At 32.9% G+C, this 13003-nt stretch carries 8 protein-coding genes; 3 read left to right on the top strand and 5 right to left on the bottom strand.

Annotated elements, in window-relative coordinates:
• The first annotated feature begins 6 nt into the window (after positions 1-6).
• Together DMA14_RS05280 and DMA14_RS05275 are read left to right on the top strand one after the other, a co-directional pair.
• On the top strand, positions 7-2136 hold the full coding sequence (locus DMA14_RS05280; RefSeq protein WP_111423988.1) for an OmpA family protein: 2130 nt from the start codon (positions 7-9) through the stop codon (positions 2134-2136).
• A gap of 138 nt (positions 2137-2274) precedes the next feature.
• A complete protein-coding gene (locus tag DMA14_RS05275) occupies positions 2275-2760 on the top strand; it encodes a hypothetical protein (RefSeq protein WP_203418266.1) in 486 nt (161 codons plus the stop codon).
• Positions 2761-3102: 342 nt separating this feature from the next.
• Here DMA14_RS05275 and DMA14_RS05270 read toward each other — a convergent pair whose 3' ends face one another.
• The gene (locus DMA14_RS05270; RefSeq protein ID WP_111423725.1) at positions 3103-3483 is read right to left on the bottom strand and encodes a DUF1573 domain-containing protein; all 381 of its coding nucleotides are present in this window, start codon (positions 3481-3483) and stop codon (positions 3103-3105) included.
• A gap of 288 nt (positions 3484-3771) precedes the next feature.
• Between DMA14_RS05270 and DMA14_RS05265 the strand changes: the two genes are divergently transcribed.
• Positions 3772-6405: a valine--tRNA ligase gene (locus DMA14_RS05265; protein WP_111423723.1), complete on the top strand. Its 2634-nt coding sequence runs from the start codon at positions 3772-3774 to the stop codon at positions 6403-6405.
• A gap of 60 nt (positions 6406-6465) precedes the next feature.
• Here the strand turns inward: DMA14_RS05265 and DMA14_RS05260 are convergent, their stop codons facing one another.
• From DMA14_RS05260 to DMA14_RS05245, 4 genes are all read right to left on the bottom strand, one after another.
• Positions 6466-7089, bottom strand: a complete 624-nt coding sequence (locus DMA14_RS05260) for a GyrI-like domain-containing protein (protein WP_111423722.1) — start codon at positions 7087-7089, stop codon at positions 6466-6468.
• Positions 7090-7286: 197 nt separating this feature from the next.
• Positions 7287-9578, bottom strand: a complete 2292-nt coding sequence (locus DMA14_RS05255; RefSeq protein WP_111423720.1) for a TonB-dependent siderophore receptor — start codon at positions 9576-9578, stop codon at positions 7287-7289.
• A gap of 233 nt (positions 9579-9811) precedes the next feature.
• The gene (locus tag DMA14_RS05250) at positions 9812-10537 is read right to left on the bottom strand and encodes a DUF4198 domain-containing protein (protein ID WP_111423718.1); all 726 of its coding nucleotides are present in this window, start codon (positions 10535-10537) and stop codon (positions 9812-9814) included.
• 145 nt (positions 10538-10682) lie between these two features.
• Positions 10683-13001 (bottom strand): TonB-dependent receptor, encoded by a 2319-nt coding sequence (locus tag DMA14_RS05245; RefSeq protein WP_111423717.1) that lies wholly within the window; start codon positions 12999-13001, stop codon positions 10683-10685.
• Positions 13002-13003: the final 2 nt, after the last annotated feature.

Below are 13003 nucleotides of genomic sequence, written 5' to 3'. Positions count from 1 at the left end.
AAAAATATGAAAAAATTACTCGTTATTATATTCGTATTTTCAATACAGTTTATAAATGCACAGGATCAGGAATTGATTAGAGCAAAACGTTTTTTTGATAAAACATACTACAGTGAAGCTATTATTTTATACCAAAAACTAGCTGACGAAAGACCTTCGCAAGAAGTGATTAAAAACTTGGCTGATTCTTATTTCTATACTAATGATTTGGTAAAAGCACAGCGCTATTACCGTCTTTTGATTTCGAGTTACAGTAATAATTTAGACCGAGAATATTATTTTAGATATGCACAGACTTTAAAAGCAACAAATAGTAGTGATGATGCAAATGCCAATTTAAAGGAATATTATTCTAAATCTGTTAATTCTGAAGATCTTGCCAATTTTGAAAAAGAGCTTAAAACTTTAGAAAATGTTACCGCGATTGGTAAGCGTTTTGAAATTAAAAACCTTGCTATAAATACGCCAAATTCAGAATTTGGAGCAGTTAAATACAAAGAAAATCTAGTTTTTGCAGGAGTTAAATTGAAGCCTGGTTTATTCGATAAAAAATACAAATGGGATAACGAAACCTATTTGAATTTAGTTTCAATTCCTTTAAAAAACATCAATTCGGCAGATTCTATTGTTCATTATTTTGCTAAAGAATTGAAAACTGGAATGCACGAATCGAATGCTGTTTTTACAAAAGATGGCAAAACGATGTATTTTACGCGAAACAATTCTAAAAACGGCAAAAAGAAAAAAGACGACAAGAAAATCTCCAATCTTCAGATTTTTAAAGCAGAATGGGTAGAAGGAAAATGGACCAATATTACATCGCTTCCATTCAACAGTCCGAATTATTCTGTTGAGCATCCAGCTTTGAGTGCAGATGAAAAAGTATTGTATTTTGCTTCAGATATGCCGGGTTCTTTAGGTTCATTTGATATTTATTCGGTAAACATAAATAAAGGAGCATTTGATACTCCAAAGAATTTAGGCCCAGAAATCAATACCGATAAGAGAGAGCAGTTTCCTTTTGCCTCGGCAGATAATAAATTATATTTTTCATCAGACGGACATTTAGGTTACGGATCATTAGATGTTTTTGTTTCCGAAATAAACGGAAATGACTATTCAAAACCAGTAAATATTGGACTTCCATTAAATTCTAATTTAGATGATTTTGCATTTAATATCGATTCGAGTACCAAAGAAGGTTTTTTTGCTTCAAATAGAGAAGGAGGAAAGGGGAGCGATGATATTTATCAATTCAAAGAAACAAAAGATTTGATTGTAGAAGATTGCAAACAGTTTATTACTGGAATCATTACAGATATAGATACACAATTGGCTCTAGAAAACGCGACGGTATTATTGCAAGATTCAGAAAATAAAACCTTAAATACAATTACAACTTCTGCTGACGGAAAATTCAGTTTTACAGTTGCTTGCGAGGCTTCATATAAAATTAGCGCTTTCAAAGAAAATTATACTAACGCCTCAAAAATACTGACTTTAGATAAAACAAGAGATAGAGTAAATGATGGTTCTTTGGCTTTGAGGTCTTTAGAAGCAATCAAAAAAGAAGAAAAACAAATTGCTGAAAATAAGAGAAAGCAGGAAATTATTATTGAAGAAGAAAACAAGAAAAAAGAAGCTTTGGCTGCAGTTGCATTAAAAGAAAAAGAGAAAAAAGCCAAAGAAGCCGCAATTGTTGCAGCTGAAGTTAAAAAGCAGGAAAAAGTAAAAGAGATTTTAGCGAAAGAAAAAGATGTCGTAAAAGATAAAGACCGTTTAATCATTAAAACAGATCCGATTTACTTCGATTATGATTTGTGGTATATTCGTAAAGAATCCAAAGTGATTTTAGGCAGAGTTGTAGAATTAATGAAAAAATATCCTAGCATGGTAATCGAAATTGGATCGCATACCGATTCAAGAGGAAATGAAAAATACAATGCTGATTTATCTCAGAAAAGAGCAAACTCAACTAGGGAGTTTATTATTCAATCTGGAATTGAAGCTAAAAGAGTTTCTGCAAAAGGCTATGGCGAATCAGTGCCAATTGTAAAATGTAAAACCGATGAATCTTGTTCTGAAGAAGAACACGAATTGAATAGAAGATCTGAATTTGTAATCAAAAATTTATAATTTTTATGAAATATAGTAAACCCGACAAGTTTTTAAAACCTGTCGGGTTTCATTTTTACAGAAAAACTTTGCCAAAACCTTTTTGCTAAAACCTTTTTTCTTTAATTTTATAGTTATATCAACAAAATGAAAAATATTATGAGAAATCTAACCTTATCTTGTTTGCTTTTATCCTTCATCGGATTGCAAAGCTGTAAAAATGAAGAAAAACAAAAGGCCACTGAAGCAGCAAAAGCTGAAGGTGAAACAGTAGTAAGCACTGCATGCTATAAAGCAATTTATGAAAAGGATACGATAGATTTAAAATTGAATACTTTAAAAAACGGAAAATTAACTGGAGATATGATTATGAGAGTGGCACCTTCAACTGTTAGAACAGGAGAAGTTGCAGGAGAGTTTCATGGAGATACGCTTTTTGTAGATTATACTTTTAAAGACAATGTAAACGGAGAAAAAACATTTAAGAATCCGATGGCGCTTTTAAAACGTAATAATCAGCTTATTTTAGGAAATGGAACTATGCAGACTACAATGGGAGTGACCTATTTAGTAAAAGACAAACCAATTGATTTTGAAAGCGTAAAGTACAAATTTGATACTGCTGAATGCGCTGAGAAGAAATAAAAGAAGAAAGATTTGAGAGTCAAGATGTTTCTCTTCAAAAATAAAACGAAGCTGTCTCAAAAGGACAGTTTTTTTATTGGACACAAATATTTAGAACATTTTTTTGATCTGTAAAAACCCCAGCGGGGTGAAATATTTACAGAAGTGGTAATATCAAAAATGGATAAAGCTCCAGAGGAGCGACATATTTTTTCTGTAGACTTAATATATGACGCTCCTCTGGAGCTTGATGTTGTAATCATTTATTCTTTTTCTATAAATATTTTGCTTCTCTGAAGCTTTTAAAAAAAAATAGCCGTCCATTTGAGACAGCTATTTTTGTTATTTTTAGATTTTAAATTCTTATTGAACTTCACCCTTAATTTTAAGAGCTACTCTTCCGTCAGGATAATTTACTGCATTTGTTTCAACAGTAATTGTTTTACGAATAGGTCCTGCGACCATATTATATTTTACATCGATTTTTCCTTTTTTGCCCGGCAAAATTGCTGCCGCAGGTTTAGTTACAATGATTGAACTTACTGTAGATTCTGCACCTGTAATTAATAATGGAGCATCTCCAGTGTTGGTAAATTCAAAGGAACGAAGTCCGTTGTCACTTTTAGAAATTTTTCCATAATCAATTGTATTATCAGGGGCTGCAAATTCAATTTTTGGGCCATTTTGCGCATAACTTATTGTACTAAACAATAAGACTGCAATAAAAGAGGCTGCATTTTTCATATGAAATCTTTTTTTAATTGTAAGTAAATATACATTCTTTTAATTAACACACAAATTATTATTTCTCTTTTTATAGTCTACTTAATTATTTACTTTTGCTGTCAGTTATAAATACAAAAATTGAACCATTTTTTTGTTTAACTGTTTAATCGTTTATTTGTTTAATCGTTGAGATTGATTTATAAATGATTTTTTTAAACAATAAACAAGAAAGTAAATCAATTTGAAATTCGATGATCAAAACCGATTAGACGGTTAAACAAATTAACGATTAAACAACCCTAGTAAATGACAATTCCAGCACAATTTGACGCTAAGACGATTGAGAGTAAATGGTATGATTACTGGATGAAAAACAACTATTTTCATTCAGAACCAGATCATAGAACACCGTACACCATTGTAATTCCGCCGCCAAACGTCACTGGAGTCCTTCACATGGGACATATGTTGAATAATACGATTCAGGATGTTTTAATTCGTAGAGCGCGTCTTAAAGGTTTCAACGCTTGTTGGGTACCAGGAACAGATCATGCTTCTATCGCTACTGAAGCAAAAGTAGTAGCAAAATTAAAAGCAGAAGGAATCAATAAAAACGATTTGACCCGAGAAGAATTCCTTAAGCATGCTTGGGAATGGACAGATAAATACGGTGGAACAATCTTAGAGCAACTTAAGAAATTAGGTGCTTCTTGCGATTGGGAACGCACTAAATTTACAATGGATCCAGATATGTCTGCATCTGTAATTAAATCGTTTGTTGATTTATACAATAAAGGATTAATTTACAGAGGATACCGAATGGTAAACTGGGATCCAGAAGCAAAAACTACTCTTTCTGACGAAGAAGTAATTTATGAAGAACAGCAAGGAAAATTATTTTTCTTAAAATATAAAATTGAAGGTTCAGAAGATTTCTTGACGATTGCTACAACACGTCCAGAAACTATTTTTGGAGATACTGCTATCTGTATCAATCCGAACGATGAGCGTTTTACACATTTAAAAGGTAAAAAAGCAATCGTTCCAATTTGCGGAAGAGTTATTCCAATTATTGAAGACGAATATGTAGATGTTGAATTCGGAACAGGATGTTTGAAAGTAACGCCTGCGCACGATATGAACGATAAAACATTAGGTGAAAAACACAACCTTGAAATTGTTGATATTTTTAATGAAGATGCGACATTAAACAGTTTCGGATTACACTATCAAGGAAAAGACCGCTTTGTGGTTCGTAAAGAAATTGAAAAAGAACTTCAAGAAATTGGAGCTTTAGCAAAAACAGAAATCCACTTAAATAAAGTAGGAACTTCTGAAAGAACTAAAGCGGTAATCGAACCAAGATTATCTGACCAATGGTTCTTGAAAATGGAAGAATTGGTAAAACCAGCAATTAAGTCAGTTTTAGAAACAGGAGATATTAAATTACATCCAAAACGTTTCGAAAACACTTATGCGCATTGGTTAAACAACATTCGTGATTGGAATATTTCTCGTCAATTATGGTGGGGACAACAAATTCCAGCTTATTATTATGGAGACGGAAAAGAAGATTTCGTAGTTGCTGAAAATATCGAAGATGCTTTAGCTTTAGCAAAAGAAAAAACCAACAACCAACAACTAACAACCGACAACTTGAAACAAGATGTTGATGCCTTAGATACATGGTTTTCTTCTTGGTTATGGCCAATGTCAGTTTTTGGTGGAATCATGGATCCAGAAAGTCCAGATTTTAAATATTATTATCCAACAAATGACTTGGTTACAGGTCCAGATATTTTATTTTTCTGGGTGGCGAGAATGATTATTGCTGGTTACGAATATGCAGGCGAAAAACCATTTACAAATGTATATTTGACAGGTTTAGTTCGTGATAAACAACGTCGTAAAATGTCTAAATCATTAGGGAATTCTCCTGATCCTTTAGATTTGATCGATAAATTTAGTGCAGATGGAGTTCGTGTAGGATTGCTTTTAAGTGCTTCTGCAGGAAACGATATCATGTTTGACGAAGAATTGTGCAATCAAGGAAAAGCATTTTCAAACAAGATTTGGAATGCTTTCAAATTGATTAAAGGATGGGAAGTTTCAGAAACTATCGCACAGCCAGAATCATCAAAAGTAGCAATCGAATGGTATGAAGCGAAATTACAGCAGACTTTAGTTGACATCGAAGATAATTTTGAGAAATACAGAATTTCAGATTCATTGATGGCAATTTATAAATTGGTTTGGGATGATTTTTGTTCTTGGTTCTTAGAAATGATCAAACCAGCTTACCAACAGCCAATTGACAGCGTAACTTTCGCGAAAGCGATCGAAATGTTAGAAAACAACTTGAAGTTATTGCATCCGTTTATGCCTTTCTTGACAGAGGAAATCTGGCAGTTAATTGCTGAAAGAACTCCGGAAGAGGCTTTAATTGTTTCTACTTGGCCAGAAGTAAAAGCGTCTGATGCTAAATTGATTGCTGATTTCGAAAATTCAATTGAAGTAATTTCTGGAATTAGAACGATCAGAAAAGATAAAAATATTCCGTTTAAAGATGCAATCGAATTAAAAGGAATCAACAGCGAAAATGTTTCTACTTATTTTGATTCAATTATAACAAAATTAGGAAACGTTTCTGCTTTCGAATATGTTTCTGAAAAAGTAGACGGCGCATTGTCTTTCCGTGTAAAATCAAATGAATATTTCATTCCGATTACAGGAAATATTGATGTTGAGGCTGAAATTGCAAAACTGACAGAAGAATTAAATTACACAAAAGGATTCTTGAAATCTGTAGAAGCAAAACTTTCTAACGAGAAATTCGTAAACGGAGCTCCAGAGAAAGTTCTTAATTTAGAAAAACAAAAACAAGCCGATGCTTTAGCAAAAATTGCTACAATCGAGCAGAGTTTGGCTGGTTTGAAATAAGAAAGCAGACTAGAGATTATAAAACAAAACCCGACAGATTTAGAAAATCTGTCGGGTTTTTTATTTTACAGGTTCTCTAAGTATTGTTTTTAGTTTTTCTGGAGCTGTTTTACGGAAGTCTGAGAGATAAATTTCGTGATGTAATCCATTTTGTAATAGATTGTTTTCTATACTAAATTCTTGAATTTTTTTCAGTGTTTGAGGTTCAGTTTCAAAAGGACCAATGTGAAGAACCTGAATAACTTTGCCTTCTTCCATTTCAAAGAATTCAATTGTTTTGGCTAATGCATTTTGTTTTTTATTGACGGCAATGGCAATAGCTTCTTCGGTTTGTTCTTTCGTTACAAAATCGGGCATTCTAATCATGATTCTATAATTCCATTCAGAACGAGGAATTTTCAGCGGAGCTTCATCCATTGAGATGGATGCGTATTTTTTATTATCAAAACTCCACAATGCTTCTAGTTTAGGAACAACAAAATCGTTGTTCATAGCTTTCAGCATAAATTTAATGGCATAAGCGGTGGTGTATAACGCTTGAATTTTTTCTGAAAAATCTTTTCCAGAAGGATCACCTTGACCTGTAAGCGATATATAATTTGCTTTTTCTATAAAGACAATTTCAGGGTTGATTTTAGCATTATAGTAGGTTTTGTCTGTTTTAGTTAAATCTAATTTGCTCATCTTTTTTGTGTTTTATAATGCAAATTAAATAGGTTAAAGTGACAAGGGTATGTCAGTAGAAGTTAGACTTGAAGATGTTTTGTTGCAGATTATTTTTTGTATAGATTTGAATTAGATTCAAAACAAAAATCCCGAGATTTTCTGTTTCGAGAGAAACAGAAAATCTCGGGATAAAAAAAAACATCTAATTCAATATTTTAGAACTTGTATCTCAAGCTTGTCATAACCTGACGAGGAGCGATTGGGTTCACACTGTAGTTTTCGTGAACTGTGTAATTTAATGTATTTGTAATGTTCGATAATTTGCAAAGAATAGAGAATTTATTCCAAGTATATCCTACAGAAGCATCAATTGTAACGTAGCCTTCTAACGGAATGTCGCGATCTCTGATTGTAACCGTGTACGTTTTTGGATTAGTTGAAGGTTTGTTTTCTGTCCAAACATAATCATCATTCCATCCGCCTAAACGATCACCAACATAGTTTCCGATTGCTCCAAAAGAAACATTTTTAAAGAATCCAGACTGTAAAGTATAGAAGAAACTTAAGTTAGCTGTGTTTAATGGAGTTCTTGCTACACGGTCTCCTTCAACAAAACTTCCGTTTAATCCTGAAGTTTTAGTGTAACGCATATCATTATAGCTATATCCAGCAATAATATTTAAACCATCTGCAGGTCTTGCTGTAACATCAACTTCAACACCTTTACTTTTAGTTTCTCCACTTAACATTTTAATGTTTGCGTCAAAATTATCACTTCCATCTGCTTTTGTTGGCGCCATCTGTGCCAAATTGCTATTTGTAATTTGGTAAACAGTAACATTTGTGCTTAACAAACCTTTAAAGAAATCTGTTTTTACACCAACTTCGTATTGATCAATAATTGAAGCTTCGATAGGCTGTAAATCAACAGTTGTTCCTGTATTTGGCGTGAAAGAAGTAGAGTAACTTCCGAATATCGAAACATCTTTTGTTGGTTGATACACTAATCCAGCTTTTGGAGAAAATGCATTATCTAAACGTTTTGGAGTAACTGTTGGAACTGCATCTTGAGGATTTCCAGCGCCAGTTTTAGTTTCTTTGTATGTGCTAACTTCAGCTTCTTGCCAAGACCATCTTATACCTGCCAAAACCTTAAATTTATCTGTGATAGAAATAAAATCTTGGAAATACACTCCAAAACGATTTGTATCTGTTTTTGTAATTTGAGTAGCTCTTGCGTTCGGAATGTCATTTCTTTGTGTTGCCGGATCAAAATCAAAAAGATAAATAGTGTCATAAAGACTTGGATCATACTTACCATTTACTTTTACTTTTTCTTCGCTAAAAGCATAAGTATAAGCAGTTGCAAACGAATTTTCCCAATCTACACCAGTAAAAATTTGATGTTTTACAGATCCAGTATTAAAGTTCCCCTGAATGCTCAATTGATCTCCTAAAATTTGCTCTAAGTTTTGTCCCTGAGTTAATCCTCTGTTCCAGTAACCTGGAATTGGATATATTTTAGTGTCATCTAAATTTGATAGTTGAGCTGTAGATTTTTGTGTTCTATCGTATGTTTGATAAGAACTATTGAAGTTTAATTTCCAGTTTTTATTAAAATCGTGATTTAATAATACCGATGCACTAGAAGATTTAGTTGTTCCATTTGACCAAAGAGATCCGTAGAAAGCACTTCTTGGAAGATCTAAAATTTCTTTTCCGATAATTCCAGTTCCGAAATCAGGTGTCCAATCTGCACTTAAATAATCTCCCTGAACTGTAATTTGAGTTTTTGGATTAATGATAAAAAGTAAAGATGGGTTAATGTAAAAACGTTTGTTTTTCACCACATCTCTAAAGCTTTCAGAATTCTCGTAAGAACCATTAATTCTAAAGGCGATTGATTTATTAAGGCCTCCATAAAAATCAAATGCTGGTTTGTAGTAAGCATAACTTCCCATTTGCATTGAGATTTCTCCTCCGCTTTTAAATTGAGGCGTTTTGGTTACTAAGTTTAAAATTCCCCCTGGCGCTACGTTTCCAAATAATAATGCAGAACTACCTTTTAGAAATTCTACTTTCTCTAAACCTGAAACATCAGGAATAGAACCTGAATTATAACGGAATCCGTTTTTGAACATGTTGTTTGCAGACATATCATAACCTCTTGAGAAGAAAGACTCCTGAGCTCCACCACGTGCAGAACTTACATAAACACCATTGGCATTTTTAAGAACTTCACTTAATCTGATGGCTTGCTGTTGTTCGATAACTTCAGAACCGATAACTTGTATCGATTGCGGATTATCCATTGGTTTTAATCCAGAACGAACTGCTGTTACTGGTTTTGGCTCTTTTGTTTTAGTAACTACAACCTCGTTTAGAATTTCACCTTTTTTATTTTTTACAGTATCAGTAACTGAAGATGTAGTTTCGTTGCTTGAGTAATCTTGAGCGTAAGAAGCAAAACTTAATAATCCAAGTGCAAATAGTAAATTATATTTCATGGTATTTATTTAGATTCAATAAAAATTATCGAGTGCAAATATAAATATACAGACTCTTTAACAAGAAATTATGAAGTGATTTTCTTTATTAAAACTTACTTATTGTTTTCTTAAGATTTGCTTAAGAATTTTCTAATGTTATTTTAATTTAGTATAAATAGTAACAAAAAATCCTTGCTAACCAGCAAGGATTTTAAATTGAAATTAAACTCTAAGAATGAAATTTTAGGGCATTATTTTACTGAAATTTGGTAAGTAGCCATTTTCCAGATTTCGTCATACTTTTTACCGTTATGTTCACCAGATGATTTATCTGTGTGAGCATATTCTATCATGTAGTTTCCAGACCAGATTGGAGTGAAAGAGAATTCTCCCTTATCATTTGTCCATAATTCTTTTTCCCATCCATTTGGTGCAATTACTTTAATTTTAGTTTCTTTTGCGATAGTTCCATCATAAGAAGCAACACCAGTAATTTTAGTGTCTTTTTTAGCTACATCTGCGTTTTCTGAAAATACAGCAATTTTATTAGTATTAGAAGCGATAGTGTTTCCTGCAGCTTTATTTCCAACCACAACAGTTGCACTAGAATTGTAATCTAATTTCATAGTGCCATAAACATCTTTTACCGTGTGGTGCATTACAATGGTGTAAACACCATCTTCATCTGGTGTAAAGAAGGCTTGGTATTTATTATCTAAAGCCTTAGACGTTAATTTAGTCTCTTTTTTTGATGGAGAAATTACGACTAAAGAGAAATCCTTTAAATCAGAAAACCATTTGTCAGCTTTTGTAATGTCATTATCAGAGAACTCTCCAAAGTAGACAGAAATTTCCTGAGCTTTCCCTTTTGTTCCTGTTGATTTAGTTTCTATCCAAAGAGCATGAGCAAAAAGTTGAGGTGCAGCAAAAAGCATTAAAAATAAAAAGCTTAGTGTTTTTAAAGTATTTGATTTCATAAGATCAAGTTTAAATTATTAAAATGATATTTTTTACAAACATAAGTTTTATTTAGAATAATTAAAAATAAAAACTTTAGAAAAACCTCGAAACCTATTTCATATGCATAGATTTCGAGGTTTTAGAAGTAGTTGAGTAAAAAAACTAAAGTCTTATCGTTAGGTTTACTAAGAAGTTTGCAGGAGTTTGAGCCATTCCATAAGAATCCCAATACTTTGTGTTTGTCAGGTTGTTAAATTTAACGCCAAGTCTCCATACTGGTCTGTCGTAAAATATAGTTGCACTGTAAATTGAATAAGAAGGAGCATAAAAACTTTCATCTTCAAATTTATACTGTTTGTCTACATAGTTTCCTCCAAAACCAAATCCTAAATTTTTTAGTGTGTTTTGAAATTTATATGAAACCCAAAAATTAACAACATTTTCTGGTGCACCGCTAGCCTTGTTGCCTTCAATGGAAGCATCAGATGATTTAACGATACGATTGTCATTATAAGCATAACCAGCTGTCAAGTTTAAGCCGTTTATCGGATTAGCAATAAATTCGAAATCAATTCCTTTACTTACTTGTTTTCCGTCCTGAATGCTATAACCATCAGGATTTGTTCTTGTAGCATTATCAATTGTAATGTTGTAGTAGCTAAGTGTTGTGCTTAATTTTTTATTGAATGCTTCTACTTTTACACCACCTTCATATTGATTAGCATAAATTGGTTTTAAAATTAATATAGATCCATCTGGTTGATTTACAGGTCCAGCATTTTGAAAACCATTCATATAATTTCCAAATAAAGAAACCTGTTCTTTAACCAGTTCATAAACTAAGCCTAATTTTGGAGACAAAGCAGTTTGGTTGTATCCATCTGTATCTTCCAATTTTTTCTGAACAAAGTTATCTAGACGAAGGCTTAACATTGCCGATAAACGATCTGTAAAACTAATTACATCTGAAGCATAAACACTAAAAGTCTGCTCATTTGGAACGCCAAATTGCATTTCCTTCAATTTCGGGTCTACATCGCTTTTTCGAATTGGTTCGAAAGCTGTCGTTACATCAATTACATTTAAAACTTGTGTTGTTGCATATTTAAATGTGCCTTTTGTAAATCTGTAATTAACACCCGCTAAGAGTTTATGTTTGATGCTTCCTGTAGAAAATTCACCATTAATATTTTCTTGAAAATTGGTGAAGTTATTATGAATTGGGCCAAAACGAGATACCATTCTTTGAACTTCTGTTGGAGATTTCCATGCAGTGTAGTATTGGTAACTATGATCTACACGTTCGTCTACTAGTGAGAACAACGTTGTAGATTTCCAATTATCAGAAAATTTATATTCTGCCTGAGCAAATATTTTAGGAGAACTTGTTTTCGCATCAAGATCATCGGCAAATAAGCTTGTTCTGTAATCTACTTTTAGATCTGTTGGGTTGGTAAGCCCTGCCGCATAAGAACGTCCGTAAGTAGGGCGAGTGTTATTGGTGTTGAAAATCTCGGTGTCTAAACTCAGGGTTAATCTGTCGGTTGCTTTATAAATAAGGCTTGGTGCAAATAAGACAGTTTTATTAAAACCATAATTTAAGAAACTATTTTCTGTATTTGCCGAAGCGTTCATTCTAAACAAAACTTTTTTATTCTGAGTCAAAGGCATATTAAAATCTACCGCAACGCGCTGCAGTCCGAAGCTACCTCCAGTATAAGATATCTCTGTTTTGCTAGTCTCAAAAGGCTTTTTGGTAACTAGGTTTACAACTCCTCCAAATGAAGAAACAGAAGAACCAAACAAAGTTCCAGAAGGACCTTTTAGCACTTCAATTCGCTCGGCATTATCAATTGAGATTGAGCTTCGTCCAGAAAGAGTTTCCATTCCGTTTCGTGCGTTTACACCTGTACTGAATCCTCTAAAACTAATTTCAAGTCCGCCAGAAGGATATATTTTTGAGATTGCGCCAGTAGCATTTTGAACTGCGCTTCTTATGTCTACCGCAATTTGTTCTTGTAATAGTTCTTTATGGATAACATTGTAAACCTGCGGATTTTCTAGGTTCTTTAATGGCATTCTAGCGACATAATCGGTCTTTTTTGACAAGTTGCTTTTCTTGCCATTTACGACCACTTCATTCAGCTCCTTATTGGAGACCTTTAATTGTAAATTAGTAGTAATGGTTTCATATTCAGTGACAATTATTTCTCTTTCAAGCGTTTCGTAGCCCGATAGAGATACCTGTATAATGTAAGTGCTTGGTTTTACTCTGTTAAATTCAAAACTACCGTCGTCATTAGAAACGGTGCCATATTTTGTGTTTTTAAGAATAATATTGACACCGGCAGCGGCATCGCCATCAGATGTTGTGATTGTTCCTTTAATTTTTCCGTGGTTTTGTGCAAAGGCAGATAAAAACGAAAATAGAAGACTGACTGAAAATAGAAAACGCGTAGTTTTCAAATGGAGGTAATTCATTA

Origin of the sequence: Flavobacterium sharifuzzamanii (assembly GCF_003254585.1) — a bacterium.
Taxonomy (GTDB): domain Bacteria; phylum Bacteroidota; class Bacteroidia; order Flavobacteriales; family Flavobacteriaceae; genus Flavobacterium; species Flavobacterium sharifuzzamanii.
The sequence above is the reverse complement of the archived record's forward strand: the minus strand, read 5'-3'. Positions and strand labels throughout refer to the sequence as shown.

Bases quoted from the DNA above. Each gene is read 5' to 3' on its own strand.
- DMA14_RS05275 (WP_203418266.1), top strand. From the start codon at position 2,275: ATGAGAAATCTAACCTTATCTTGTTTGCTTTTATCCTTCATCGGATTG.
- DMA14_RS05250 (WP_111423718.1), bottom strand. From the start codon at position 10,537: ATGAAATCAAATACTTTAAAAACACTAAGCTTTTTATTTTTAATGCTT.
- DMA14_RS05280 (WP_111423988.1), top strand. From the start codon at position 7: ATGAAAAAATTACTCGTTATTATATTCGTATTTTCAATACAGTTTATA.
- DMA14_RS05255 (WP_111423720.1), bottom strand. From the start codon at position 9,578: ATGAAATATAATTTACTATTTGCACTTGGATTATTAAGTTTTGCTTCT.
- DMA14_RS05260 (WP_111423722.1), bottom strand. From the start codon at position 7,089: ATGAGCAAATTAGATTTAACTAAAACAGACAAAACCTACTATAATGCT.
- DMA14_RS05265 (WP_111423723.1), top strand. From the start codon at position 3,772: ATGACAATTCCAGCACAATTTGACGCTAAGACGATTGAGAGTAAATGG.
- DMA14_RS05245 (WP_111423717.1), bottom strand. From the start codon at position 13,001: ATGAATTACCTCCATTTGAAAACTACGCGTTTTCTATTTTCAGTCAGT.
- DMA14_RS05270 (WP_111423725.1), bottom strand. From the start codon at position 3,483: ATGAAAAATGCAGCCTCTTTTATTGCAGTCTTATTGTTTAGTACAATA.